This window comes from Streptomyces rugosispiralis (assembly GCF_024505145.1).
GTDB classification, from domain to species: Bacteria; Actinomycetota; Actinomycetes; order Streptomycetales; family Streptomycetaceae; genus Streptomyces; species Streptomyces rugosispiralis.
In genome coordinates, this window is the sequence record NZ_JANIAA010000010.1 from 46,762 (window position 1) to 73,208 (window position 26,447).

Sequence of the window (26,447 nt, forward strand, 5' to 3'; positions counted from 1 at the left end):
GAACTGACGCGCCTCTCCCCATTCCCCAACGACCAGGCGGGGCAACGGCCCGGGGAATCCATCCCACCTCACCGGGCCCACGATCATGTTGATGGGCATTGCGACAGCGGGGGTACCGAGCGCATCGTGTCAGGGCTCCGTCATGCGCCGGGCGACCTCCGCGATGTCGGCGAGGAGCCCCGTCGGATCCTGGTCCAAGTCGAGGGCGTGCTGATGGATGACGATGCCCGCGTGGCGTACCCGGTGGGCTGCATGCGAGGCGTTGCCCTTCGCGTACACCAAGTGCCCCTCACGCAGGCCCAGGGCGGTGCAGTACGCCAGCATCTGGTAGAGGTCGGCGTCCGGGTAGCCGCCCCGTTTCTCCGCCTTGTACTTCGCGTCGGCCACCGCGCAGGGGCTGCCGTGCGGCCCGTACAGCACGAAGTCCGGCTTCATACGTATGGCGGCCCCATCATCGAGGTGGCAGGGGTCCTGAAGGCGGGCTGTATGGGCCGAACCGCGGAAGGTCTCGCGCAGGGCGACCGTCACGAAATCCTCGAAGAGCTTGTTCATGTCGAACAGGAACCCATCGATGTGCAACTCGCCGGGCATGTGCTCGGCCATGGCCCCGCTCAGCACGGCACGGGCCAGGTGCAGGGCATGGTGATAGCGGGTGTTGAGACGGGTGGGTCGCCAGTCCGGAACCGGTTGTCCACGCACGATGGTTGACACGTCGGCGAGCCGGGCACGCTGGCGCAGAAGCCTGCGCCTAACGTCCCGTGGTATGCCGGGCAGGCGCAGGAGACGTTCGAGGGCAGCGCGCAGGATGCGGTTCTCTGCGATGTCGGTGGTGAACTCGTCGTACGCCACCTCCACCGGCAACGTCACGCCGAACCGCCGACGTATCTGCTCCGCCTCCCGGATCCGGCCGCGCACGACGAGACCTGTCTCCTCGATCGCTCGGTATCCTTGCAAGAGGCCTTGCCGCAGGGCCCGGTCCACTTGCCGCTCCACGGCGTGCGCGAGCACGGGCAGCAGATCGCGGTGCTCGGCCACCTCGACGTCGCCGTCGCGCCACCAGCCATTCGGGTCGAGGCTGTAGCCGAGCAGAAAGAAGAGGCGGGCGATGGGCACCTTGGGCGTGACGCGTACGATGAACGCCGCGCCGCCGCCCTGGGGGGTGGCCATCACCGCGCCCACTTTGCTGTGGGCCCGCAGCGACCAGCGGTCCGCGGTGTACGGGTCGGGCGCCGCCTTCACGATGTCTCCGGCGGAGAGAGCTCGCCCGACGCCGTCAGGCAGGGCAAGGCTGATCGCCGGTGCATACTCGACCAACGTGACGGACGCTGTCACCCCATCGGCAGCGGCCGTCACGCCAAGGACTCCCGCAACGAGGTCAGCCCGTATTGCTTCTCGATGTCCACGCCTTCTCCGTAATGGTGCTCCTCCAGCAGGGGAAGGATCTTCGTCCGCCAGGTCCGCTCGAGACCGCCCTCCCGATAGACGCCCTTCTTCATCAGGTACGACGGTCCGATGTGGAAGTCGCAGTCTTCGATCCGGGAGTTGAGGGCGTCGAGAAGGTCGGCTGGTTCCGGATCCCGGCCTTCCTTAGTCAGCCAACGGCGCAACAGGCCGGTTGTCGGCTCGGCGCGCGGCGACAGCTCGACGAACGCGAAACGGCGGCGCATCGCTGCGTCGACGAGGGCGACGGACCTGTCCGCGGTGTTCATCGTGCCGATCACGAAAAGGTTCGGCGGTAGCGCGAAGTCCTCGCCGGAGTAGATCAGCCGAACCGACTTGTTGCGATACTCCAGCAGGAAGTAGAGCTCACCGAAGACCTTGGCCAGTTTGGCGCGGTTGATCTCGTCGATGATAAGGAAGTGCGGGAGGTGCCGGTTGCCTTCGCGGGAGGCGAGGTCGGCGAGTTCGCGCAGCGGCCCTGCGGTGAGCCGGAAGGCAACCTCCCGGGTCTGTGGGTCCTCCTGGGGGCGGAATCCCTCGAAGAAGTCCTCGTACGCATACGAGGGATGGAATTGTACGAGCTTGACCTGCTCGGGGCCGCCCCCGAGGAACTCGGCGAGCTTCATCGCGAGATATGTCTTGCCGGTACCCGGTGGTCCGTACAGCACCAGCTGCCGCTCGTCCCAAAGCAGATCACGCAGCTCGCGCAGCCAGTCCGTGTCGTGCACGAGGAGCTCGGCGGCCAGCTCATCCGTCGGCGCGGGCAGCTCCAGCTCGCGCCGGGCGGTCAGCGCGGGGCTCTCGACACTCGGGTCCTGCTCGGTGGCCTCAGCTTCCTCCACCAACTCCTGGTCGGTGAGACCGAGTCCCTCGATGTGAGCCTGGACGGAGGTGAGATCCACGACGTCGTGCTGGATCGACAGCTTCTGCTGTAGTTCCTCGGGCAGGCTCTCGTAGGCATACACATTCGGCTGCCACTCCACCGGCCTCCGCAGGTTGGATCGCCGGTTCTCGGACTCAATTTGCTCAACCTCGCCGGTGATCTCGCCTACGTGCATGTGCCCGCCGGAAATGGTGCACACAGTGTCGCCGGGCTTCATCCTGGAGAGGAAGGCGTGCAGTTCCTCGACGAGTTGCTGCTTCTGACTGTAGGTAGCGGTGGATTCGTAGTCCTCCTGCACGAAAGTGCGCAGGTCTTCCTTGCTGGTGCCCTGCTTGATCCCTTGCCGGAGCCGGGAGGCGGCGAGGGTGATGCGGCCTTCCGGGATCCAGAGTCGCTGGACCAGGTCAAGGCCAGCGACGTTCGACCCGCGGACGAGCCAGGGGCGGTTGGGGCCAGCCCCCACACGGGACATGAAGTCCCCCAGTGGCCTGTCGTCGCCCGTACGCCACTCATTCCATCCGTTGCGTGGGGCACCCACCAGAAGTTCTGCGGCGAAAGAGGGGGAGCCGCAGACCACGTCCTCGGTGAGTTCCAGCCAGCCCGGTCGGTGCGAGGACGGAACCAGCACGCTGTCCTTCTTCAGCTGCTCGCGTCGGCGGTATGGGCTACTTAGCTGCCGGGCGAACGATGGCATGACGTGATTGCGTGCGGGAGATCCTGCCTTGACCAGAAACTTCCTGCTGCCGTTCGTCCCGATCTCGTCCAGCAGAACTCCTCGTGCCCGGTCGATTCCCTCACCCTTGGGCAATCGCAGCCAAAACACCGGGTATGGGGCACTGCTGTTAGCCATCGTCTCCCCCGATCACACGCAGAAAGTTCACCGAGAACGATAGGGGGCAGCACTGACATTTAGCTTGGGGCGTGGCCCTCCGGGATCTTCGGGGGCTGCGTAGGGCGCGTCGGGTCCGGTTCTTCCGGCACAGCTGGATCACTGACCGAAGCGTCTCCTTGCAGGCGACTTCTTAACGCTGATCGACGGCTGGTCGAACCTCCCGACGCACGTGCGTCCCTGTTGGGAACCCGTGGCCACGGCCAGCGTGGACCACTGCTACCGAATGTCCGGTCAGCACAACCCTGCGGAACACGTGCCGAGCAGGTCGTGGCGGAAGGTCTGGACAACGGTCGACCTGCCGCTGCACCAGACGGGAGCCCTGTTGAGACTGCATCTGGGAATCGACGTGGCCTGCCGGGCCTCACACCGGGCCACCTGCACCGACGCCACCGGAGAGATCCAGTTCTCCGGCCGGCGCTTCACCACCACACCCACAGACCTGGAACGGTTATGGGACAGTCTGCCCACCACCGATGACGTCGTCGCCATCATGGAACCGACCAGCAACGCGTGGGTCCCGCTCGCCGCGTGGTTCCAGCGCCACGGCGCCAAGGTGGTCCTGGTGCCGCCAGAGCAGTCCGCTGACCTGCGCGACTACTACTCCAAGCACACCAAGAACGACCGGCTCGACTCCCGGGTCCTGGCCCGGCTGCCGCTACTGCACCCCGAAGGGCTGCGGGAACGGTCGGACACAGGACCGGCCAACGCACTGCGCCGAGCTGTCCGCCGCCGCAGCTCACTGGTCGAACGCCGCACGGCCACCTTCTACCGGCTCGATGCCCTGCTCGAACTCCTCGGGCCCGCCTGGGCAGACGCTCTGGGCACGGGCTCGTACTCCAAAGCCGCTCTGGCCGTGCTGGAGAAAACCGGCGCCGACCCCCACGCCCTGCGGCGACTGGGCCGCAAGCGCCTGGCCGCCCTCCTGATCCGGCACAGCCGCGGCCAGTGGCGCGAGGAACACGCCGAACGAATCGCGGGCGCCGCCCAGCAGACACTTCAGCTCTGGCCCGACGGCGCCCTCGACTTCGCCGAACTCGCCGAGGACATCGCCGGTGAGGCTCACATGGCCACTCACCTGAACGCACAGATCACCACCCTGGCGGACAGGATCACCGTCCTCTACGAAGAAGCCGACCCCGGTCGGATCATCGCCTCCGGCCCCGGTCTCGGCGTCATCACCGCGGCGGGAATTCTGGGCCGGCTCGGAGACCCGAACCGCTTCACCAGCCTCGCCGGCATCCGCGCCTTCACCGGCCTGGTCCCCCGGCTCAGTCAGTCCGGACTGACCGGCCGCGACGGACCGCCCACCCGCCAAGGAGATCCTGGCCTGCGCGAGACGCTGTTCAAGGCCGCGGACATCGCCCGGCACACCGATCCCACCCTGGCCGCCCGCTACCACGACCTCGTCGTCGGCAAGGGCAAACACCACAACTCCGCCCTCTGCACACTCGCCGCAACCCTGATCACCCGCCTGGCAGCCTGCTGGCGCGACGGCACTCTCTACGAGCTCCGCGACACCGACGCACGCGAGATCACCGAAGCCGAGGGACGACAGATCTGCGCGACCCGCTACAAGATCAACAAGGATGACCGGGCCAAAGTCCACGTCCGCCGCCGCTCGCAACGGCTGAAAGACCCGACGACGAGCCGGCGCGAGAAGGAGTCGCCAAGCGCTCCGGCAACCGGCCCGTCGAGAACCACCCTACGGACCAAGCCCCGAGATCACCACGAACCGCTTGACGTCCGTTAGGAACTCAACGGCTCACCGTGGTGAGCACCCACTGGCCGCGTGGACAGCGACTGGTTCGGACCCGCGCAGAGATCGTCGGGAAGCAGCGAGAAGGCCGATTGGCCGGGTGAGTGGACTCATCTTGCGGAAGTGGCCATTGCATCGTGGGCGGCCTCCGCCGCACGGTCTGTCGCCCGGCAGGTCGGACGCGTTGACCTGCCTAGGGCGAGCCGGTCCCGCCCCGCACTTGTGGCCACGACAAGGGGATTTTCCCAGGTCAGAGGCCTATGTAGCCTGACGGTGATCGCGTGGTGTGCCCGTCGACGGAGACTGGGATCGTCGGCACATCGCACCACCCCAGGAGGCGATCACCATGCGCTCCATCACCCACCGTGGCCGAATCTACCGGCGCTGTGGATGCCGCGACGCACACCGCCACCAGATCGGAACCCGCTGCCCACGATTGGCAACCGATTGTGACCACGGAAGCTGGACCTTCGCCGTCGACCTCCCCTCCCCCGACCACCGCCGTACCACCATCCGCCGCGGCGGCTTCCCCACCCAGGACACCGCCCAAGCCGCGCTGCAACGGATCCTTGAGGGCGAGGCCGGCGGGTTCAACGGCGACCCGAACCAGACCGTCGCCGACTACCTCACGACTTGGCTGGAGACGAAGGCGTACGTACTCAAGCCGACCACTCTCGCCCGGTATCGCGACTACGTCACCGGCGACCTGATCCCCGCCCTGGGCGCCCTCAAGCTGGACGATCTCGGCCACCGCCACATCGCCGGATTCGTTCACACCCAGCTGGCCGCAGGCCGCGGCCAAGTGACCGTCTACCGGTGCCTGGCCACGCTCTCCAGCGCCCTGGGCGCCGCCGTCCGCCAGCACCGCCTCACTCACAACCCCGCACGCCCCGCCGTCCTGCCCCGCCCGGCGGCGGCCGAGCGTCGGATCTGGACGGCCGAGGAAGCAGCCCGCTTCCTGCGCTACTGCCACCACACCGACCCACTCATCGCGGACCTGTGCGAACTTCTCATGGCACTGGCATGCGCAAAGGGGAAGCGCTCGCCCTCCACTGGCACGATGTCCACCTCAACGAAGGGGTGCTCTACGTCCGCTACACCCTCTCGGCCATCAACAACGCCCGCCTGGTCATCACCTCGCCCAAGACCCGCAGCAGCAAGAACTGGGTCGCCATCTCCCCGCGCGTGGCAGCCGCTCTCACACGCCGCGCAGCCGAGGCCCCGGATTCAGCTCTGTTTGACCGCTCCTCGGATCCCTTCACCGGACTGGTCTTCTGCCGACCCGACGGACGCCCACTGCGACCTCAGACCGTCCTGGACCGCTTCCGCCGACGCGCCGAGGAAGCAGGCGTCCCCCGCATCACCCTTCACGACCTGCGGCACCTCGCCGCCACTCTGTCCATCACCGCGGGCACCCCGCTCACCGTCGTCTCCAAGACGCTGCGGCATTCCACCCTCTCCACCACCGCGAACCTCTACAGCCACCTCACCCAGCAAGCCGCCCACGACGCCGTAGACGCCATCGACACCGCACTCGCCCAAGCCGACCCGGCCGCCGGTAGTCATCCGCACTGGCCAGACTGGGTGCGACCACGCCGCGACCACCCGAACGGACACCGGGCACGCCTCACGCTGCCCTACTTCGCCGCCCCGGCCGCCAGTTCACCCAGCGCCTCCACACTCCAAGGCGTGCGTGCGACCACCATGCGACCACCACGCCGCACAACACGGAAAAGGCCGCTTTCCCATCTCTGGAAAAACGGCCTTCGACCTGCGAAAACGCTGGTCGGGACGACAGGATTTGAACCTGCGACCCCTTGGCCCCCCACGGAGTTAGTCGGTGGGCAGGCGGAAATGATCACACATGAGGGGATGATGGTGCGCTAATCCTTCCGCAAGGCGATCCATGGTGCAGTGATGAGCACCCATATATCCGGCAGGTCGCCGACTACTGGCCGCGGGCCCTTGCGGCGAGGTCCTCCAGCCAGCTCCTGATGCGCCGAGACCGCTCCTGTATCTCGAGCGCAGCCCGCGATCCTTCGCCTCCGTTTTGGTCCAGCACCGCGAAGCTCGCGTTGACCAACCGCAGGGCGTCGTCGTGGTCTCCTGCGTCAGCGAGCAGGACGGCGAGGTTGTTCAGGCTCATGGCGTGGTCCATCCAGACACGCCGCGCCTCCTCCGAAGGCAAGGCCCCATAGATCTGGACTGCCTCAGCGACGGCTCTCCGAGCCTCACCCCACCGTCGCAAGTCGCCGAGGCGGCTGCCCAGGTTCGTGAGGCTCCTCGCCAGATCGTCCCCGACCGCCGACGTATCCAACTCCGCCCTTCGGCGTCCGATGAGGACAGCCTCCTCGATAGCCTGGAGTGCCTCGCTGTGCCGACCTGCCCCCGCCAGACGGTTGGACAGGTTATTCAAGGTCATGGAGTGGCCGAGGGCGAAGTCGCCGAAGTCCCGGCGCTTCAGCTCCCGGTACAGCCTCTCCGCTTCGGAGACCGCGTCGAGACTCTCCCGTGCTCTGCCGGCTTCGCCCAGCCGCACGGAAAGATTACTGAGAGACGCTGCGAGGTCAGCTGAGAAGGGCATGGAGTAGGCGTCGTCCTCCGCCGACAGCAGTTCCTGGTTCACCTCCACGCTCTCCCGAGCTGCGGCGAGCGACTCCTCCCGCCGCCCCTGGGAGGCCAGTTGGTTCGAGAACGTATGGAGAAGGCGGGCGAATTCCAGCCCGTAGGTGCTCATGTTCTGCCGTGCCGCATTCCGCATCCGCCGGACGTCCTCGGCGACGAGTTCCACCGACGTCGGGCCGGGCGCCGGGCCTCCGGATGCGTGGGCGAACGCCCCGACCAGGAAAGCGGCGGACGGTCTGCGGGCAGGGTCGTTCTCCAGACAACGCCAAAGAGTCCGCAGGAGCACCGGGGCGATCCCGGGGTTGGTCAATGGGCCTTGTTCCGAGTTGTCAGCCCTCGGGTCGCTCCACTGTCCCGAGAGGAAGGCCAGCAGCAGCGCCCCGACGGCGTACACATCGCTCTGAGGGGTGAGCGACCGCCCGCTGTCGCTCGCCTCCAGGTAAGTGTCGCTGAGGGGGAGTACGTCGCGGTGAGCGCTGTCCACTCGGTCGACCGTCGCCGTCGCCCAGCCGATCAGCCGGACGTCGCGGTCGGTCACGAGAACGGCCCGTGGTGCTAGCGAGCCGTGCACGAGCCCCCGGGCGTGGGCGAGTGCGACGGCCTCCGTCAGGCCGAGGCCGATCCGCAAGAAGAGCTCCTCGGGGACCGTTCCCTCGTGTTCATCGAGGATGGTGCGCAGGTTCGGCGCGGGTGGTGAGGACGGATCGTCTCCGCGGCGGTGGACGCAGCGCGCCGCGACCCACGGCAGCTCCCCGGTGGTGGGCGCAGCCACACCGAGGAGTGCGGGGGCACCCGTGCCCCGCATACGCGTCAAGCACTCGGCCTCCGTGCGGACGAGGGCCCGTGCTGTCTCGGGATCGCGGGAATACAGGGGGGCCGGCGCCCGGACCGTGGCGACGGTGCCGTCCTCGTCCTCGGCCAGGTACATCGTCAGATGGGGCCAGCCCCGGGCGCTACGTGCGCGGAGCCGGAACCGACCGAGCTGTACCGGATCCTCCGGTAGGAGCTCCACCCAGCCAGCTGGCTGGTTCTCACCCGGCGCGTCGTCGTACACCTCGTCAGTCCGGGCAGCTGCAGAATCCCGGAATCCGACGGAATCCCCAGCCCCGATGGAGTCCCTAGTCTCGCCCTCGTGAGCACGGGTCCGATCCAGCACAGGCACCGCCGGCCTGGCATCGGTGGACGGGATGCCTAGCCGCGTCAGCACCTGATCCCGAAGCCAGGCGAAGGAGCGTCCGGTGTCATCGATGACGGCCGCGCCGTCCGGGTGCCCGACCCACGCCGGGAAGACAGGCGCGCGGCCGACGGCGGCCTCGATGCGACGCGTCACGGCCTCGGCGGTCCGCAGCAGTTCCCTCGGGGAGACTGCGCTGAGGAGAACGCTCCGGGCGTCGTCCGTGAAGTCGAACCGCCAATGGTGTGGCAGCCGGTCCGCTCCGTCGGCGTCGAGCCCGTGCATCAAGCCCCCCAGGAACACCTCCATGAGGTGACCGAGGTCTGTTGGTGACCCAAGGGCGGCCTGCACCAGGCGCATCACGGGCGGCGTGACGGGGGAGACGGCCGCCACGTGGGCCGCGAGCCGATATGCCTCGGCGGACGCGGCCTCCCTGAAGCGGAGTACCGCTTCGGCAGCGTCGCCGTCCCGGGCGTCGACGACGGTCCGGCTGGAGCCGGGCCGGCCAGCGTCCCACAGAGGGAGGAGCGCGGTGCCGCCGGGTGAGGCGACGAGCCACGCCCAGTCGGCGACGGCCGCAGGGGTCGGTGCGAGGACCGGGACGGGTACGGAGTTGAAGCGGACGAGGTCCGGCGGCAGCTCCGGGTCGGTGACGTGCCAGTCGCGGGTGGGGCCACCGCGACGATGGGTGGTGACCTGCCAGCGCCGTGCGCCGATGCCGGTGCTCGCCCAGAGCCGGGACGGCAGTGCCTGGATGATCGCGGTGGGACCGCAACGTCCCCAGCGGTCCGTCACCCGACGCATCCCGCCGTCCCGCCAGGCTTCGCCCACACCGTCGCTGACGACCAGGACGAGGGTGTTGCCGGTCGGGTCGCACAGAGCCTCCGGCGTCAAGATCCGGCCGCGGTGGTGGTACGGGCTGGTCCGCAGGGACGGAGTACCGCTGCGCGTGTCGAGTCCGTACACACGCACGTCTCGGAAGGCCCCCGCACGTTCCATCAGCGCCCGGACATCGGCAGCGAGCCGCTGCCAGAGCACCATGGAGACGCCGTCGTCAACTACGAGGGCCAGGGACAGCCAGCGGGTACGCACCGCACGGGTGACGGTCTCGGGCACGCCCGTATCAGCGATGGCAGCGACGGTCCGTGTGACGTCGAGTTCCTGCTGGCGCCGGTCGGGGAAGCGCTGCCGCAGCGGCCGGAGGGACTTGCCGAGCCGGAGCTGCCCGGCGCCGAGAGTACTGCTGTCCGGGGCGCGAACTGCAACCGCTGGCGACAGGCCCGCGGGCGCCTGCGCGTCTTCGTCGGAACTGGGCTGCGCCGAGGCCAGAAGCGGGCGCGCGGACGGCTCCCCCATGGACTCCGCAGCGGCCGGCTCTGGCGCGGGCTCCGCAGTCTCGGCCTTCGACGCTTTCGGCCCGTCGTGGTGGGGCTCGCTGTGCCGCTCCGAGGTCGCAGCAGACACGCTGGTGGAGCGCGCCAGGGGCCCGGAGTCCCGAGGCAGCTTCCCGGCGAGCCACATGGCGTCGAGGAGTTCCTCGTGGGAGAGCTCCACCCCGCTCTCGGCCAGAACCTTCGTCACGCGCGAGATCACGGCGTCACACGGCTCCGCCGAGACGGTGCAGGACACCCTGGAGGAGGGAAGCCGCGTCGAGGTTCACGCCGCCCTTGCGGAGGAAGACGGCGTTGAGCAGCTGATCGGTGGCCAGTTCGCCCTCGGCACGGCGTTCGAGAAACTCCCGCAGCAGATCGTCGGTGTCGTCCAGAGCGTCGGGACCGAGGTGCGCGGCGACGATCTCCCGAAGCCGCCGCTCGTTGGGCTCGGGGAGATCGAGGCGGACGCAGCGCCGCAGGAAGGCGGGCGGGAATTCCCGTTCGCCATTGCTGGTGATGACCACGACCGGGAACTCACTGCAGCGGACGCGCCCGCGCGTGACCGGGACGGTCTCATCCAGGTCGTCGGTCCGAACGTGTACCGGTGCATGGCTCGCGGGCAGCCGGGTGAGTTCGGAGATGACGAACTCACCCTCCTCGAAGACGGTCAGCAGGTCGTTGGGTAGGTCGACGTCGCCCTTGTCCAGCTCGTCGATGAGCAGCACACGGGGGCGCTCCCGGGACACAAGCGCGTTACCCAGGGGGGCGAGTCGGATGTACTGGCCAATGTCCGGTTCTGTGCCGTCGGCGTCTCGCTGCAGGGTCGCCTCGCGCAGCCGGCCGACGGCGTCGTAGTGGTAAAGGGCGTCCTGAAGGGTTGAACGGCTGTTCACTGGCCACTGCAGGACGCAGCCGAGAGCGAGTTCGTGAGCGATGGCGTGGGCCAGCGAGGACTTGCCCGTGCCTGGCTGCCCGGTCACCAGGAGGGGCCGACGCAGGTGCAGCGCCGCGTTCACCACCTCCACCTCATCGGGGCCGATGAGGTAGGGCCGCGGGTAGGGAACCCGTTCGCCGGTCGTGGTCTCCTGTTGGTCGAACCGGCGCCACGGGGGCGCGGTGGGGAACGACACCTCACGGCGCTCGCCGTCTCCGCGGAACAGCCACCAGTCGTCGCCTCCGCCGTTGGAGGACGAAAGCACAGGGCTTGTACCGGCCGGGGGTTCTGAGGTGGTCATGACGCGCGCGATCCTCTCCAAGGGTCACTCAGTTGAAGCGACTCGGTCCGTGGGAGACTGCCTTCCGGTTCCCATGCGAGGGAGGGCCGGGCCCGCCGCTCCGCCGGGCAGGCCGCCGAGTCGCTCCGAAAATCCCGGACCCGCTCGGGAAGTCCCTCCAGGTCGCCGACGGGATCCAGAATCTCCAGTCTCCCTGCGTCCTCGTAGCCGTTGGCCTCACGGTCCCACAGCACGACCGGGACGCCCAAGGCGAGACAGGTCAGCAGCCACGACCGGCGCTCATGGGCGGGGCCGTGGAGGACCACCCGCGCGGTATCACGATGCTTGGTCTTCAGTAGATTCACGAGCTGCCTGGCGTCGCCGGACGCCCGGCCGGTGACGAGCACCGACGCGCGTCCGTTCTTCCACCGTCGTTCCTGGTCACCTTCGCGTTCCGGCCTCTGATCACTGAGTTCCGGGCAGCTCAGGGAGACACGGTAGTCCGCTCCGATCGGCCATGCCGGAACGATGTCGTCGAGCGATCCGGGCTCCCATTCGTCGACGGCCAAATCGAGCCCTGCCCGGTCGACCACGACGGTCACCCACGGCACATGGTCGCCCTGCCCCGGCTCCTGGGTCGCGGTGAAGACCGCCTCGCTGAGGCTGCTCGCCACCTCTCGCGGGGTCTTGGGCTCCGACTCCGTCTCTTTGAGCACTCGGTGAGAACCGTCGTCGCGGACGAGCAGAATCCGGACCCGGTACCGGTCGTCCCCCGCGGCGGGGTCGTGTGCCAGCTCCATCACGACCCGCGACACCAGCGACGCCGCGCGCTTCGCCCACCGGGCGGCGTCTGCACGCCGCTCGACCAAGGCCCCGGCGTGGATGCCGAGCCGCCGGGCGGTCGTCCCCGACCACGCGCGCAGGTCGTCGCCCAGCCCGTCGCCTGCGGCCGCCGCCACGTACTCGACGAGCCGCAGCAGCGCCGGCACCGGCGGGGCGCCCTCGGGGCCGCTCACACCGTCAGACAGATCCTCCAAGCCCTCGACTACGCCGCAAACGTCGTTCTCGCCGAGCTGCGGACGGGTGAGGATCTCCGGAAGAACGAGGTATCGCAGCGCCTCACTGGCTGTTCGGGGTAGCAGCGCTGGCTGCTTCTCGCAGACCCTGCGCAGCAGGCCGATCAGGGCGTCGTACTCATTCACGGAGAGCAACGACCCGCAGTCGAGTGCCCTGGCCCACGAGAACAGATGGGTCAGAGCGGCGCGGGCCGTCCCCTGTGCGCTGCTCGCGAGGGCTTCGCCGAGCGACGCGAGCGCCCGCGGATGCGCCATGAGGAGTGCCACGAGGTCGGCCACAGTGGGCTCATAGCCCTTGGCCTCGTAACCCAGTTCGCGCGCTAGGGCCCGGGCGTGATCGACACGAACGCCGGGGTACGAGAACAACGGCGCGATCAGCTTCTCCAGTTCGCGCTCGGCGGGCGTGCGCTCGGCGGCGGGACCGGCCTCGGGCAGGGACGCGCCGATCGCACTCAGCTCGGGAAACCGACCGGTTTGCTCCTCGATGTGGGACACGAAGTCGCCGTCCCCGGCGAAGGAGGACACCGGCAGGGCGATCAGCCGGCGGGCTCCGTAGGCTTGGTCCTCCTCGGTCACGACGCCGACGAGGTGGCCGCCGCAGAAGATCGCCGCCCCCGATGCCCCGCCCCAGGCGTTCCCACCGTCGGTGCGGGCGGTGGGCGCCGGTCCCTGGTCGAGGACGTAGCGGTCCTTGCCTCCGGAGAGGATCGGCAGGATGCCGCGCAAGTGCTCCGGCGCCCGGGTCTCCCCTTTGGCAGCCCAGGGGTAACCGAGGCCCTCGTACGGCAGCGGCGCGGTGCCCACGGGGCAGCCCCAGCAAACGGAGCCGGGCGGATCAATCTTGCGGTCAATTCGCAGCAGCGCGACGTCCAGTCCGTCCGGGTGGGTCCAGAGCAGTTCCGCGTCCGTACGCGTCGTCTCGCCGTCGAGGTGGTGGCCTACGCGTACGGTGATGATCGGCCACAGCGCTCCCGTGCCGCGGTCCTCCAGCACATGGCGGGCGGTCAGCACGAGCTGCGGGGAGATCAGATAGCCGGAGCCGATGGTGAAGCGCCCCTCACCGATGCCTCCGCTGCGGATCAGCGCCAGTCTGCGCGGATCCACGTCACTCCTCGTCCAGCGACCCGAACTCGTCGTCGCCGATCTCGGGGCGCGCGCCGTCGAGGGCCCGGTCCTTGACCGACAGCTTCAGCACCAGCTTGTGGGTACGGATGGTGGATTGCTCGCCCCCCGCGCCGACGGCAACCACGCCGAAGGAAAGCTTGCCGTCTCCCTTGGCGGACTTGCGCAGTTCGAGCTGCAGCTCCAGCTCCGCCTCTTCGACGCCGAAGGCGAACTGCTGGTTGGCGCCAAGCCGCTGCGCCCCGTACAGCTCTTGGCGCAGCTCCTCGATGGCTGCGGCAAGACCGATAGTCGACACCTTCGTCCCGCCCCCGGTTCAAGACAGTCAGAAAACAGTACGTTGCCGGTACGGTACAACGCTGGCGAGCCACCGCAAACTCGGTCATGGACAATGACCTGTGGAAGGAGTCGTCCACCGCATGCCACCGCGCGAGAAGAAGTCCACCGAGCAGGAGGAAACGTTGAGCTCCTCCACCCCCGAGGAGATCCAGGCGATCCTCTGGAAAGCAGCCGACAAGCTGCGCGGCTCCGTCGACTCCGCCCAGTATAAGGAGTTCGTGCTCGGGCTGATCTTCCTGAAGTACGTCTCCGACGCGTTCGACGAACACCGGAACAAGCTCGCCAAGGAGCTTGCCGAGGACGGCGTCTCGGACGACCGGATCGTTGACTGCCTGGAGGACCGCGACGAGTACACCGGCGCCCACATCTTCTGGGTACCGGAGACCGCCCGCTGGTCGTGGATCGCCGCGAACGCCAAGAGCCAGGGCGTGGGCAAGCTCCTCGACGAGGCGATGGACGCGGTCATGCGGGAGAACGCGGCGCTGACCGGCGTCCTCCCCGTGATCTTCAACCGCGACAACGTCGACCAGAAGCGCCTGGCTGAACTCGTCGACCTCATCAGCGATGCCCGCTTTGGTGGCAATGAGGAGAAGCCGGCGCAGGACGTGCTGAGCGAGGTATACGAGTACTTCCTTGTCAATTTTGCGCGGGCGGAGGGCAAGCAGGGTGGTGAGTTCTACACGCCGCAGTCGGTGGTCCGGCTGATCGTGGAGATCCTGGAGCCGTACAACGGGCGCGTGTACGACCCGGCGTGCGGCTCGGGCGGTATGTTCGTCCAGGCGAGCAAGTTCATCGAAACGCACAGGGGTCGCGGCCACAATCCTGACATCGCGGTCTACGGCCAGGAGATCAACCAGCGCACCTGGCGACTGGCCAAAATGAACCTCGCTATCCACGGCATCGACGGCAATCTGGCAGGCCGTTGGGGCGACACTTTGACCGACGACATGCACCCGGACCTCAAGGCCGACTTCGTCATGGCCAACCCACCGTTCAACATCAGTGACTGGGCACGAGACGAGAGCGACGTCCGCTGGCGGTACGGGGTCCCCCCGAGGAACAACGCCAACTTCGCGTGGCTCCAGCACGCCGTGTCGAAACTAGCCGACCGCGGGACGGCCGCCATCGTCCTCGCCAACAGCTCGCACTCCTCGCCCAGAATCGAGGCCGAGATCCGCCGGGCGATGGTGGAAGCGGACCTGGTCGCCTGCATGGTTGCACTGCCACCCCAACTCTTCCGGACGACCCAGATCCCGGTCTGCCTGTGGCTCCTGACTAAAGACAAGTCCCCCCAGGGCGCGAAACGCCTGGACGATCGGCGCGGCAAAACCCTCTTCATCGACGCCCACGGAATGGGCGAGATGGTTGGCCGAACCGAGCGGGCTCTGACAGAAGCTGACCTCACGAAAATCGCCGACACGTACCACGCCTGGCGAGGCACGGCATCGGCGAGGGAAGCAAACCTGTCCTACCAAGACGAGTCCGGCTTCTGCTTCTCGGCGGACATGGCGACTGTGCGCGAGCATGCGTACGCGCTGGCCCCGGCACGTTATGTCGACACCGGTCCTCCGGTCGCCCTGGAGCCACCAGAGGTCCCGCGGAGCGGTCCCGCCGCCCTGATGAAGGACCTGTACGCAATCTTCGGCTGAGAACCGTCAGCGAGAGAGCCCCCACTGGGCGTGGCGCTTGAGGCGGGTGAAGCGAGATCCCTGGTCGCACGCCGGTCAGCGTCGGTGGACTCATGACAGTGCCAAGCGCTTGGTGGGGCAGCGGGTGGACCGGCCGGTCGCTGGAAAAGGTGCAGGCCGTCACCGATCTGCCCCAGGATGAGGAAGTCGCCACCAGGGTCACGTCGGATCAGCTGCGACTGCCGACCGTCGGGCGGGGAGCCATGCAGGACGACACGACCCGGATACTGGTCAACCGGGCTCAGTTCGACCACTCCGAGCAGACCCGGGACCGGATGCGGGAACGCACGCCGGCCGTGAGGAAGATCGAGCACTGCCCTTGCCGGAAATCTCATCCGCCCTGGTGGGGGCAGGTTCATCTGGTTTCCCGAAATCTGGCCGCGGTCGCTTGAGCTGACACTCTCGCGCAGCTGCTGTCAGCGCGTCATGATTCGCGATGCTGCGCCTGCTGCCGATGAGCGACCAGGACAAGGACGCGGAGATCCACGCTCTGCGCCACCAAATCACCGTGCTCCAACGCCAACTTGCCAAGTACAAGATCCGGTTCATGCCAAGCGATCGGGCGTTCCTGGCGGCGCTGCTGCATCGGCTGCCGCTGCACGTGCTGCGAAGGTTACGGCTGCTCGTCCGCCCGGACACGGTGCTGCGTTGGCACCGCGACCTCGTCGCACGCCGCCATGCCGTCTCCTGCCGGCCCAAACACCCGGGACGACTACACACCGTGCGCTCCATCCGCACCCTGGTGTACCGACGCCTGCACGGCGAATTGCTCGTGCTGGGGGTCAGGGTGGGCGCGTTGACCGTCTGGGAGATCCTAAAGGAGGCAGGCATCGAGCCTGTGCCCGAGCGGAACTCCAGTACCTGGGCCACCTTCCTTCGCACTCAGGCTGATGCCCTGCTGCCCTGTCGGGAGCACGGATGTACGTGCTCGTGGTGATCGAACACGGCAGTCGCCGGATCCGCATCCTGGGCAGCGCAAGCGACGAAGAACCTCGTCATGGGCCTCGAAGACCTGGGCTGCCGCGCACGGTTCATGATGTTGAAGCGTCACGCCCCTCTGCGCGCGGCGTGCACGGTCTCGCTGCCCGACGGTCGCACGGCTTGGCGTTAATCAGAGCATCTTCCAGACAGGACCCCGGTGTTGAGGGCCGAGCGCGTGTGGGTGGGGACACACTCCGCACGGAATCGCATCTTCGGGAACCTACTGCTATCTAGGGTTGAGGCAGTTCGCTGGGTGGGATTGGAGCATCCCGCCCAGCGACCTATGTGGGTGGGGGTGTGTTTTGGGCGAGGCGGAAGCGGTGGCCTTCTGCGGTGTCGCCGAAGTCGCGTTCGTCGTCGTCACGGAAGCGTGTGTAGAACCACTCGGGTACTCGGGTGGTGTCCAGGCGGGTGCGGAGAACGCTGTCCTGCACGTCCCGCGCGACGTTCCGTAGGCGGTGCCATTCGTCGTCGGGGACGGGGCCGGGGCGTCCGTTGTGTAGCTCGGTGTTGACGACCTTGGTGAGTCGGTCGCGTTCGTCGGCCACCTTGCGTTGGCCGGACCAGATCTCGTAGGCGATCTGGTAGGCCGCCAGGGACGGGACAAAGAAGCTGAGGAGGGTGTCGCCCAGAGTGGCGTCCGCGACCACCAGACCGGCGACGAGGCCGATGGTGGTCCACAGGATCGCGGTGGCGGCGATGAGGTGGCTGTAGCGGCGGCGGAGGCGGGCATCCCAGGAGAGGTTCTGTTCCTGGGCAATGAATACGTCGTAGGGATGATGGACGTCGTTGGTGGGGTCGTACCAGCCGTCGGTGATGCGCTTGTCCTTCGCCGAGCCTCGGGGGAGCTTGCGCGCGAGACGGCGGACGTCGGGCTCGGGGATGGGATCGCCTGCAACGGTGGCGCGCCACGGCAAGTGGAACAGGACGATGTCGAACATCTCCTGGAGCAGGGCGCCCTGGCGCGCGGTGTTCCCGGCGAGGCCCTTGAGCAGGAACGCGGAGACGACGAACCAGAAGAACCCGACGATCGAGACGGCTGTCCGGCCGTGGCCGATCAGCGTGATCAGGACACCGGCGGCGGCGAGCGCGACGGCGGCGGTGACGCGCACGGCTTCGAGGAACTGGCCACGTTGGTGGCTCGCCGCCGCAGCGCGCTGGAGGAGCAGCATGTCGTCGTCGAGCTGCCGCTCGTGGATGGCCCGAAGCGGGATCCCGTGGACGCCGCCGGGGTCGCTGGAGAGATTCATGGCCTGGTCATCCGGTTCCCGAACAGCTTCTTCCACTCGTCGTAGGCGGCGCGTTCCTGGCCCTCGTCCTCCAAATCGACCGCCCGTTCTGCGATGGCGCGGGCCTGGTTGAGCGCGTTGGCCGCGGCGAGTTTCTGGGTCGCGTTCATGACGGCGTTGACGTCACCGCCCAGGCCGGCGGGGTCGGGCCATTCGTCGCCGATGCGTTCGGCGGCGGTAGCCAGGAACAGCACGATCTCGTCCTGGTATCGCCCGATGGGCGGTTTCACCAGCGACTGGGCCATGACCTCCAGCAGGAAGGAGGGCGACACGGGCTCGCCGAGTTCGCGGTTGATGCCCTTGACCATCTTGACGAGGGGTACGTACTTGCCGTCGCAGTCGGTGTTCCTGGCGATGCTCAGCTCGTGGTGGCGCTTGGGGTTGGTCGCGATCCAGTCGCCTGCCGAGGGGTTGGGGATGTAGTAGCCGGCGTCGTCTCGCTTGAACGCGGGCACCACGTCGATCGACATCACTTCGTCGTCGGCGCCGTAGGGGATGACGACGGCCATGCCGTCGCGGGCGGCGGCGCTCCACTTCTGACGGAGGAGGGTCTCCAGGGCGTTGATCACTTGGATGGGTGCCTGATCGCGGAAGCCTGCCTGGGAGCCGTTGGCGTCGAGGACCACGAAGATATCGATGTCCTTGAGCTTCTTCGTCTTGGTGTCGCGCCGGTAGCTGCCGGTGAGGAAGTCGTCGGCGAGGTCCCAGTGCGACCGTACGAAGTCGCGGATGGCCTCGTGCCGTGCCTTCGCCAGGTTCTGCTCGGTCTGGGTGATCTCCAGGTTGTGCTTGAGCTTGATGAAGGCGTCGTCGATGTATCCCATAGCGGTGTGTTCCTGCTCGTGGTCTCAAGTGTGGTAATACCGCATGCCGGTCGAGGCGTGCGGGGCGGATCCGAGGGTGCCGAAGGTGATGCCGCGCAAGCCGTCGGTACTTGCCCGATGGCCGGGGCCCCAACCTGGTTGCGGGGTGCGGGGCCCGTTGAACGTGCAGAACAGCCGGTAGGTGGTACCCGTGGGCACCCGGTCGAACTTGGCTCGGAACCGGGCGGCTCGGGCGCGGGAGGCGGTGAACTCGGCGTTGCCGTCGCCGGAGGTGGTGTAGGACACCGGGAACTCGATCACCGGTGCCACGGCGCCCGAGGGCTGGTGACACTCGAGGACGACCGTGTCGAGAGAGCTCTCCTCGATCCACGTCTTGATCGCGTTCTCGTTCTGCACCCAGTCGCGGTGCAGCCGGTCCATGTTGATCCCCAGGTCGGCGAGGATGTCGGTGATGGTGCCGAGGATGACGTCGGTCAGGTGCGTGGCGGTGTGAGTGCGGGTGTAGCTGTAGGTGTAGGTGGAGGTCATCGTTGAGTCACCGCCCGCCGCAGAGCCTCACGGTCGATCAACAGACCGGAGTTGGCAACCTTCGTCTCTGGAGCGGGCGGGGCAGCGTCGGACAACCGGGCGTGACCGTCGGCGGCTGCCTTCACCTGCTCCTGGAGCGGGGCCGGCGACGGCAGGTGGATCATGAAATCATCGGCTCCCGCCGCACCGGGGACGGGGCTGAGGTTCTCCTCCAACGTCAGCGCCGCCGTGCCGCACACCGTCGTGATCTCGCAGTGCACCTTGCCAGCCACCAGGGTGATCGACTGCCGCTGCAGGTGCCCTGCAGCGATCAGTATCCGCCCGACCGCCTCGGCAGCCGACATCGCCTGCGCCGCCTCGTCGCGAGACAGCACGGAGGACTGCGCCACGGTGTCCGCCACGAGGTCCGAGATCACCGCCCAAGTTCCGCTGGCGCTGCGCACGGGAGAGGCCGCCACCCGCCTAGTACGCCGCACGGGACACCTCCGACTGGCCCGTCTCCGCGACGGCGTTGTGTACCGCTGCGGCCAGGTCGGCTTCGGTGAGGCGGCCGGGGTCCAGCACCGTGTCCAGCCGCTGAGCCAGGGCTTCGAAGACCACCTTGCGCGTACGGCGGCCGTCCAGCCCGTGAGCCGCCTCGGCGATGCGGTCCATCGCCGAGGAGCGCGCCAGCTCACCCAAGACCGGGTACTTGTCGGCCAGCGTCAGCAGCGTGGAGACCAGGATCTTCCGCAGCGCCTCCGGCTCGGGAAGCGGGACGAGGATGGCTGCGTCGGAGCGGGAGAGGAACGCCTCGTCCAGTGCGGTGGTGAAGTTGCTGGTCGCGACGAAGAACAGGTGCGGGTGCTCGGAGGCGTTCAGATCCAAGGCAGTGAGCACCGCGTCAGTGGCACGGTGGACATCGGCCGGGTTGGCGGCCAGCGACGCCGCCGAACGAGCGACCGCCATCGACTCGACCTCATCGAGGATCACCACGGTCGGCACGCCATCCGACGCGAGACCCGGCACGTACTCGCCGAGCAACTCGCTGACCCGCTGCTGCGACTGCCCGTGCTCAGCGCTCATCAACCCGTGCGGGTTGATCTCGATCCGCCGGACCGCGCCTCCGCCGACGTAGCGGGCGACCTGCGCCGGCAGACCCCGTGCCAGGGTCGTCTTGCCGGTGCCGGGAGGGCCATAGAGCGTGCACAAACCGTGCAACGCCGTCACCGCAAACGGCAGGTCAGGCCGCACAAGCAGCGACAACACCGTCTGGTTGCGCAACCGCCCCTTGATCTTCTCCGGCACCATGATGGCGTCCCACAACGCGGCCTCCGCCGAGTCGGCGGTGATCACCTCGTCCGACAGCACGCACTGCTGAACCCTCATCCCCTCAACTCCATCCCCCCGCACGCGGGTTACCTCAGATCTGAACATCATCTTCCGAGTTGTAGGTAGAGTACACGACATGGCGGAGATGTAACTCGACACACTTCACTCAGACGTGTTCCGCTGAGGCCGGGTGATTTGACCGTCCGGTAACCAAGGTGTGCCTAAGATGCGAGCGGAGCAATCAAGATCGAGATTCGTCCGCTGATCGGTGGACGTCGACTGGCGCGGAGACGAGCGACGTGAATGACCCGCAACTGGACCCCGGCGACATCGCGGCCCTGTTCGATCGCGCCAGGCTGCGAATGGCGCGCGAACTCCGTGGGCTCACCCAGGTGCAGCTGGCCCGGGAAGTCGGCTCCGTCACCGCGGCTTCGATCAGCCAGTTCGAGAACGGACACACCAAGCCCGCCGCATCGACGCTTCGCCGGCTTGCGGTCGCCCTGCGGGTACCGCCGTCGTTCTTCGCCGCTCCAGCCCGCCCCCCTGCTCAGGATCAGGTCAACGGGTTCTTCCGCAGCCTTCGATCAACCTCCCCCCGAGATCGCCAACAAGCGCTCGCCTACGTGCACCTCGCGCGGGAACTCGCACTTGAGCTTGAAAAACACGTTGCGTTGCCCGACCTCAATCTGCCGCGCGTCCCAATCGACGAAGGACAGCCTCTTCAGTCCGCCGATATCGAGCAAGCGGCAGCCCAGGTCCGTGACCACTGGAACGTCCCACGCGGGCCAGTTCAAGATGTCGTGCGCCTGTTGGAAATGAACGGGATTGTTGTTGTCCGCTTCCGTGTCAGCATCGAAAAAGTTGATGCATTCTGCGTCGACTTCGCCGACAGGCCCGTTGTTGCTCTCGGGGCCGACAAGGGTCTGCGTGACCGTTCCCGCTTCGACGCGGCCCACGAACTAGGCCATCTGGTCTTGCACGGCCTCACTGGAAAAATTGGCGACAAGGTCACTGAGAGCCAGGCACACGAGTTCGCCGCCACGTTCCTCATGCCAGCCGACGACATCAGATCCGAACTACCGGAGGGGCTCAACTGGCCTGCTTTTCTCCGTTTGAAGGCAAAATGGCACGTCTCGCTTGCCGCCCTTTTGGTCAGGGCAAAAACGCTCGGCGTCATGAGCGAACACACCTACGCTCAAGGATGGAAGGCGTTGTCCGTCCGAGGATGGAGAAAAGTAGAGCCTGGTCCCCTGGGGAATCCAGAGGCTCCCGTACTCCTGCAGCGCGCACTAGAACTCATGGAAACAACGGGTATCTCCTTCGCCGATTTCATCAATCGTTCCGGCCTTCCGGAAGCCGACGTTCGAACCCTGCTCAGTCGGGATATCAGCGAACGACCCCGCGTGGAGTTCTGACCTTAAGGGTGTCAATATTCCGATCAGGCTGCCGAGCTGGGCGTTCTCTGTCGATGGTGAGTCAATCGGAGTGGCGTGGTGTGGTACTCGTTGGACAGTCCACCGAGTACCTGGCGGCGCCTGATTGTGCCAGCAGGTAGGGGGATGATGTTCGGGTCGTCGTCTGGGGCTCGTAGGTCCAGGCTGCGGTGGGGCCGTCCCGCGTTGTAGTGCTCGGCATACGTGGTGAGGACGGTGCGCAGATGTCGTTCGCCGGTGATGAGGAGGCGGTCGGTGCACTCGGCGCGGGCTGTACGTATCCATCATTCGGCGAACGCGTTTGACCGGGGACTCTGCGGCGGTGTTGGGATGACGGCTGTGCCGTTGCCAGCGAAGACGGCGTCGAATGCGGCGGTGAACTTACTGTCCCGGTCACGGATGAGGAATCGGAAGCGCCCGGCCCCGTCGCCGAGGAGGAGGCAGCCCAGCAGCCAGCAGAGGATCAGGTAGAGCAGTCGCATACCCACGATCACCGATCGTGCCCATACTTGGACGATCGCAAAGCTCCAGCTCAATCACCCTACGGCAATATAGACACCCTTTAGACAGACTGGGAGCTCTGCCCACCGTGATCGGGAGGAATCAGCCGGTGCCGTACGATCCCAGCCCTCTGTCACGGGACGCTGCGAAGACCCTGCGCCAGATCGCGGAGGACCTTGACAGCGGTAAGGCCGAGTACGACAGCCCCCGCAGCGCGGCGCTCGTCCTGCGCTCGCCGAGCACCTACCTCAGATCCTGCTTCAGACCTCCGCTGCGGTGGACCGGATGGCTCGCGACCGCGACGACGCCACCCCGGTGGCCCGCATCATCGGCGAGGCTGCTACTACCGCCACGAACCTTATCGACCAACTCCGCCGCGCACACGAGGCCGCCCAAGGTGTCCGAGCTCGCTGATGTGTTGGGCACTGTCATTTGATCACCTCAGGCGCCTTCGCTTGGGGCAGCCTCAGGGGGTCTGCGGGTTCTTCAAGCCATCGACGCAAGAGGGGCAGCAGGACGTCAGAGTTGACTGGCTTGGCCAGGCAGGCGGACGCGCCTGCCTCGACAGCCAGCTCCTGGCCGCCGAGCGGACCCCGCGAAGTCAGCGCGATAATGGGCATTGCACTGCGCTCCGGCGTCCGGCGAATCTTCGCGATCGTCGTCGGTCCGTCCACCGCTGGCGGCATGACGTCGATTACGAGAACCTTGATGTCGTCGCGCTCTTCCAGAGCATCGAGGGCCACGCTGCCGTTCTCGGCATAGCTCACGTCCAGACCATGGTGTTCCAAGAGGTTGGCCAGTGCGAAGACGCTGCGTATATCGTGGTCGACGATCAACACCTTCTCACCGTCAAAGCGGATGTCCCGTTCCAACTCCGAAAATTTCCGATGCTGAGTCAAGCCCCCTGACTGCCCTCGGGCGTCAGACAGGTCAGGCAGTGCCGTCTGCCAATGAGGCAGGGCTGCAGCCCTTTGACGGTGACTGATGAGCGCAGCGAATTCATTCTGTGCCTCTGCTACCTTTTCGTCGTCCCGTGATAGTCCGCTCGGATGCAGCGGCAAGTACAGCGTGAACGTCGAGCCGTGACCTGGTTCGCTCCGTGCATGGATCTCACCGCCGAGCAGCCTCGCGATCTCTCGTGAAATGCTGAGCCCGAGGCCCGTACCTCCGTACTTTCGGCTCTTCATTCTGTCCACTTGCTTGAACGCGTCGAAGATGACTTCCATCTTGCTGGCCGCGATACCGATCCCAGTGTCCATCACGGTGAACGCGACGACATCGGCGTCTGGGCCTGACAGCGCCTCGGCCTCAAGAAGCTGCTGCCGGATAGCCAGCGGCACCTCTATGCCAGCAGGGTGAATGGTCACCTCGATCTCACCGGAGTCGGTGAACTTGATCGAGTTGGACACCAGATTGCGCAGCACTTGCAGCAGCCGGTGTTCGTCGGTGAGTAGCGTGGGGGGCAGTTCGGGAGATACACGTACCGAGAAGTTGAGGTCCTTTTCCGCTGCCAATGGACTGAAGAGGGCCTTCAGGTAGTCGGCGAGCTCTGCGAGTGTGGCAGGATTGGTGGAGACCTTCATCTTGCCCGCCTCAACCGTCGACAGGTCGAGGATGTCATTAATCAGCTGCAGCAGATCGGAGCCAGCACCGTGGATGGTCTCGGCGAACTCGACCTGCCTCTGGGACAGGTTCTTTTCGTCGTTGTCGGCGAGTAGCTTGGCCAGGATCAACAGCGAGTTGAGCGGTGTACGCAACTCATGCGACATGTTCGCCAGGAACTCGGTTTTGTGGCGCATGGAGACTGCGAGTTGCTCGGCACGTTCCTCCAGGACCTGCCTGGCTTCCTCGATCTCGGCGTTCTTAACCTCGACCTTGTGATTTTGCCGTGTCAGTAGCTCGGCTCTCTGTTCCAGTTGAGCGTTGGACTCCTGGAGGGACCTCTGTCGTTCCTCCAGTTCCGCCGTCTGATGGCGCAGTTTTGCGGCAATCTCCTGAGATTGGCTTAACAACTGTTGGGTTTGCTGTTGTTCCAGGATCGCTGCACTGCTGAGCTGGATGAGATTGGCGACTTTATGCGGGATGTCAGGGCGGCGTTCACCTAGCCAGCGTTGCGCCTCGGCCACTCGGGTGGCAGAGAGCAGGTCTTCATCTCGGGCGCGTTCTTCCATGACGATGAGCCACTGCTGGAAATCGGCGTCTTCCTCGACCCAGACAGAGAGTCTGTCCCATTCCCGAATTAAAGCCTCGTGTGCGATCTCTGCTGTCTCGGGTCCGTCAGGTCCCAGGATGACAAGACGTCGGTCCGGTTCGGCAAGTAGCTGGGCGATGTACCAGTCAGTGCTGAGATGGGAGCGTTCGGCGGTGACGCGAACGGCGCTGGCCGCCCCACCGCGGGCACGGATCATGGAAAGCAGGGCGCGACGGATGCGTTGCTCATCCAGTCGGAGTTGTTCGTGCAGCCAGTAGTAGGCCTTCTCTGCATGCTGGTTCAGGGCTCCGGCAACGCCTCCGAGGCCGTGATAGCTGTCGAAACTGATCTGGCGTTCACGCTGTAGGGGCCATAGTTCGGTCAGAGTGAACTCCAGGAGCGGCAGACTACCTGCCGCCCTACTGGCTTCACCCGCGATCGTCTCCGCCAGTCCCGGGCTGAAGGCCACGCCAGCAAGCTGTGCCGGCTCCACGATCACCCGCGTCAGTGCTGCCTCGTCCAGCGGGGAGACGTTCAACTGCCGATCCTGTAGCCGGGAACCGATATTGGGCAGTTCCAGCAATTCGGGAAGAAAGTCGGCACGCAGTGTGCAGACCAGACGTACGTTTGCGTCTTGCACTGTGTCTGGGGGCGGTAGCAGATGCTGCAGGAACTCCAGCGCCTTCTCCGTTTCCGGACTCCCGCTAAGCACCTCCTCGAACTGATCCCCAATGAGGGCTAGGCGTTCGCCGGTTAACAGGGCAACCTTCGAAGCTACGGGCCAGAATCCGTCCTCGCGCAGTGCCCGGGCTCGATGGTCCAACTGTTCAAGGGAGTGGTTCGCTCCAGGATGCTCAAGATCAAGCAGGGCCCGAGCAACTGATTCATAGGGGGTCACTCCCGGTCGGAAGGACGCCACGGTCCATCCGTCGGCCGAGAGCGCAGGCTGCAGTCCAGCCGCAACTAGGGACGACTTGCCGACACCGGAAGGGCCGGTGACGACAACGAGCGGCTGAGCCCTCACCATCTCCCGGAGCCGCTTGACCTCACGCTCGCGCCCCACGAAGATGCCTGCCTGAGCGTCTGCGGCTGTGAACGCCCGCAGCCCTCGGTACGGACACGGAGGAAGTACCAACCGACCCAGGACCTCGGACCATGCGGCCGCTACCTCCGACAGGGGCACCGCATACGCATCTTGCGCTGCGCCTCCTTTGCTGGCGATGGCGAGCATTCCTACTGCTGCATCGCCCCAGCGATCCGTCGCCACAACTGGCGTGCCGCTGTATCCCGGCTGAGCTCGCAAGGCGGCCTCGGCGCGGGCATCGAGCTGGATCAAACCACCACCGACTGCTCCCCGTATGGAGCAACTTGCCCAGGCCCCCTTGTCCTTTCGGTCGGGGGCACTTGGATAGCCGAACACTGATACCTGCGAATCGGGGGTCAGGCCAATACGCGCATCGACTAACCGCGCTGGCCCGGCTCCAACGGGCAGAGTGTCCCCACCCACAACGACCAAGCCGGCTACATCGCGTCCAGAGCCGCTTGGCCCGGAGGGCGGATCCCACGCCTCCACTCGACAGATACGAAGCGGTGCGCCGTCGGTGTCGCCGAGCAACACGAACTCAACCTGAACTCGTGCGTCGTCACTGGGGCGTTCAAGGTGGTGCTTGTCGCGTCCGAGCGCTGCATTGACGACATGCGCGCATGTGACGATGTGCCGGTCTCCGACGACGAACCCGAGGCCGATGGGAGCGCCCGAGCCCGCTGACCGGATCTTTACGATGAACCCTTCCCGTCGAGCATGCAT

The 26,447-nt window shown here is 66.6% G+C and carries 18 protein-coding genes and 5 pseudogenes; 8 read left to right on the forward strand and 15 right to left on the reverse strand.

The window, feature by feature from the left end; translation table 11 throughout:
- Nucleotides 1-129: 129 nt before the first annotated feature.
- On the reverse strand, nucleotides 130-1,353 hold the full coding sequence (locus tag NP777_RS18065; RefSeq protein ID WP_391858534.1) for an McrC family protein: 1,224 nt from the start codon (nucleotides 1,351-1,353) through the stop codon (nucleotides 130-132).
- The gene (locus NP777_RS18070; RefSeq protein WP_256651184.1) at nucleotides 1,350-3,173 is read right to left on the reverse strand and encodes a DUF4357 domain-containing protein; all 1,824 of its coding nucleotides are present in this window, start codon (nucleotides 3,171-3,173) and stop codon (nucleotides 1,350-1,352) included. Before NP777_RS18070 ends, NP777_RS18065 begins: the two co-directional genes overlap by 4 nt.
- A gap of 364 nt (nucleotides 3,174-3,537) precedes the next feature.
- Here NP777_RS18070 and NP777_RS18075 point away from each other — a divergent pair, with 364 nt between their 5' ends.
- From NP777_RS18075 to NP777_RS18080, 3 genes and pseudogenes are all read left to right on the forward strand, one after another.
- Nucleotides 3,538-4,965, forward strand: coding sequence for an IS110 family transposase (locus tag NP777_RS18075; RefSeq protein WP_256651185.1), 1,428 nt, complete (start codon nucleotides 3,538-3,540; stop codon nucleotides 4,963-4,965).
- Between the two features lie 352 nt (nucleotides 4,966-5,317).
- Nucleotides 5,318-5,686: pseudogene (locus NP777_RS48510) on the forward strand (hypothetical protein); the annotation flags it as partial.
- A gap of 308 nt (nucleotides 5,687-5,994) precedes the next feature.
- Nucleotides 5,995-6,858, forward strand: coding sequence for a site-specific integrase (locus NP777_RS18080; RefSeq protein WP_256651186.1), 864 nt, complete (start codon nucleotides 5,995-5,997; stop codon nucleotides 6,856-6,858).
- A gap of 61 nt (nucleotides 6,859-6,919) precedes the next feature.
- On the opposite strand, the gene NP777_RS18085 is transcribed toward NP777_RS18080, so the two are convergent.
- From NP777_RS18085 to NP777_RS18100, 4 genes are read right to left on the reverse strand one after another with little or no spacing between them, the layout of a single operon-like run.
- The gene (locus NP777_RS18085) at nucleotides 6,920-10,351 is read right to left on the reverse strand and encodes an SAV_2336 N-terminal domain-related protein (RefSeq protein ID WP_256651187.1); all 3,432 of its coding nucleotides are present in this window, start codon (nucleotides 10,349-10,351) and stop codon (nucleotides 6,920-6,922) included.
- Between the two features lie 16 nt (nucleotides 10,352-10,367).
- Complete coding sequence (locus NP777_RS18090; RefSeq protein WP_256651188.1) at nucleotides 10,368-11,378, reverse strand: AAA family ATPase; 1,011 nt, start codon at nucleotides 11,376-11,378, stop codon at nucleotides 10,368-10,370.
- Complete coding sequence (locus NP777_RS18095) at nucleotides 11,375-13,537, reverse strand: VMAP-C domain-containing protein (RefSeq protein ID WP_256651189.1); 2,163 nt, start codon at nucleotides 13,535-13,537, stop codon at nucleotides 11,375-11,377. The genes NP777_RS18090 and NP777_RS18095 overlap by 4 nt, the downstream gene beginning before the upstream one ends.
- A gap of 1 nt (nucleotide 13,538) precedes the next feature.
- A complete protein-coding gene (locus NP777_RS18100; RefSeq protein ID WP_256651190.1) occupies nucleotides 13,539-13,853 on the reverse strand; it encodes a trypco2 family protein in 315 nt (104 codons plus the stop codon).
- A gap of 121 nt (nucleotides 13,854-13,974) precedes the next feature.
- Between NP777_RS18100 and NP777_RS18105 the strand changes: the two genes are divergently transcribed.
- From NP777_RS18105 to NP777_RS18120, 4 genes and pseudogenes are all read left to right on the forward strand, one after another.
- Nucleotides 13,975-15,543 (forward strand): class I SAM-dependent DNA methyltransferase, encoded by a 1,569-nt coding sequence (locus NP777_RS18105; protein WP_256651191.1) that lies wholly within the window; start codon nucleotides 13,975-13,977, stop codon nucleotides 15,541-15,543.
- Between the two features lie 46 nt (nucleotides 15,544-15,589).
- Nucleotides 15,590-15,634, forward strand: a pseudogene (locus NP777_RS18110) (hypothetical protein); the annotation flags it as partial.
- A 1-nt stretch (nucleotide 15,635) separates the two neighbouring features.
- Nucleotides 15,636-15,974: a DUF6192 family protein gene (locus NP777_RS18115; RefSeq protein WP_256651192.1), complete on the forward strand. Its 339-nt coding sequence runs from the start codon at nucleotides 15,636-15,638 to the stop codon at nucleotides 15,972-15,974.
- 44 nt (nucleotides 15,975-16,018) lie between these two features.
- Nucleotides 16,019-16,630, forward strand: a pseudogene (locus NP777_RS18120) (integrase); the annotation flags it as partial.
- 214 nt (nucleotides 16,631-16,844) lie between these two features.
- Here the strand turns inward: NP777_RS18120 and NP777_RS18125 are convergent.
- From NP777_RS18125 to NP777_RS18145, 5 genes are read right to left on the reverse strand one after another with little or no spacing between them, the layout of a single operon-like run.
- Nucleotides 16,845-17,813 carry an S-4TM family putative pore-forming effector gene (locus NP777_RS18125; protein WP_256651193.1) on the reverse strand — a complete coding sequence of 323 codons (969 nt, stop codon included), beginning with the start codon at nucleotides 17,811-17,813 and terminating at the stop codon, nucleotides 16,845-16,847.
- Nucleotides 17,810-18,676, reverse strand: a complete 867-nt coding sequence (locus NP777_RS18130) for a CBASS oligonucleotide cyclase (RefSeq protein ID WP_256651194.1) — start codon at nucleotides 18,674-18,676, stop codon at nucleotides 17,810-17,812. The genes NP777_RS18125 and NP777_RS18130 overlap by 4 nt, the downstream gene beginning before the upstream one ends.
- A gap of 24 nt (nucleotides 18,677-18,700) precedes the next feature.
- Nucleotides 18,701-19,204, reverse strand: a complete 504-nt coding sequence (locus tag NP777_RS18135; protein WP_256651195.1) for a hypothetical protein — start codon at nucleotides 19,202-19,204, stop codon at nucleotides 18,701-18,703.
- Nucleotides 19,201-19,620, reverse strand: coding sequence for a hypothetical protein (locus tag NP777_RS18140; protein WP_256651196.1), 420 nt, complete (start codon nucleotides 19,618-19,620; stop codon nucleotides 19,201-19,203). Before NP777_RS18140 ends, NP777_RS18135 begins: the two co-directional genes overlap by 4 nt.
- 46 nt (nucleotides 19,621-19,666) lie before the next feature.
- Complete coding sequence (locus NP777_RS18145) at nucleotides 19,667-20,572, reverse strand: AAA family ATPase (RefSeq protein ID WP_256651197.1); 906 nt, start codon at nucleotides 20,570-20,572, stop codon at nucleotides 19,667-19,669.
- 242 nt (nucleotides 20,573-20,814) lie between these two features.
- Here NP777_RS18145 and NP777_RS18150 point away from each other — a divergent pair, with 242 nt between their 5' ends.
- Nucleotides 20,815-21,930, forward strand: coding sequence for a helix-turn-helix domain-containing protein (locus NP777_RS18150; RefSeq protein WP_256651198.1), 1,116 nt, complete (start codon nucleotides 20,815-20,817; stop codon nucleotides 21,928-21,930).
- 23 nt (nucleotides 21,931-21,953) lie between these two features.
- On the opposite strand, the gene NP777_RS48515 is transcribed toward NP777_RS18150, so the two are convergent.
- The 4 genes and pseudogenes from NP777_RS48515 to NP777_RS48525 form a co-directional block, all read right to left on the reverse strand.
- Entirely contained in the window at nucleotides 21,954-22,229 is a 276-nt protein-coding gene (locus tag NP777_RS48515; RefSeq protein WP_256651319.1) for a transposase, read from the reverse strand.
- 3 nt (nucleotides 22,230-22,232) lie between these two features.
- The gene (locus NP777_RS48520) at nucleotides 22,233-22,430 is read right to left on the reverse strand and encodes a hypothetical protein (protein WP_256651199.1); all 198 of its coding nucleotides are present in this window, start codon (nucleotides 22,428-22,430) and stop codon (nucleotides 22,233-22,235) included.
- Between the two features lie 447 nt (nucleotides 22,431-22,877).
- A pseudogene (locus NP777_RS18165) lies at nucleotides 22,878-24,470 on the reverse strand (ATP-binding response regulator); the annotation flags it as partial.
- Nucleotides 24,471-24,662: 192 nt separating this feature from the next.
- Nucleotides 24,663-26,447 (reverse strand): annotated as a pseudogene (locus tag NP777_RS48525) (serine protease); the annotation flags it as partial.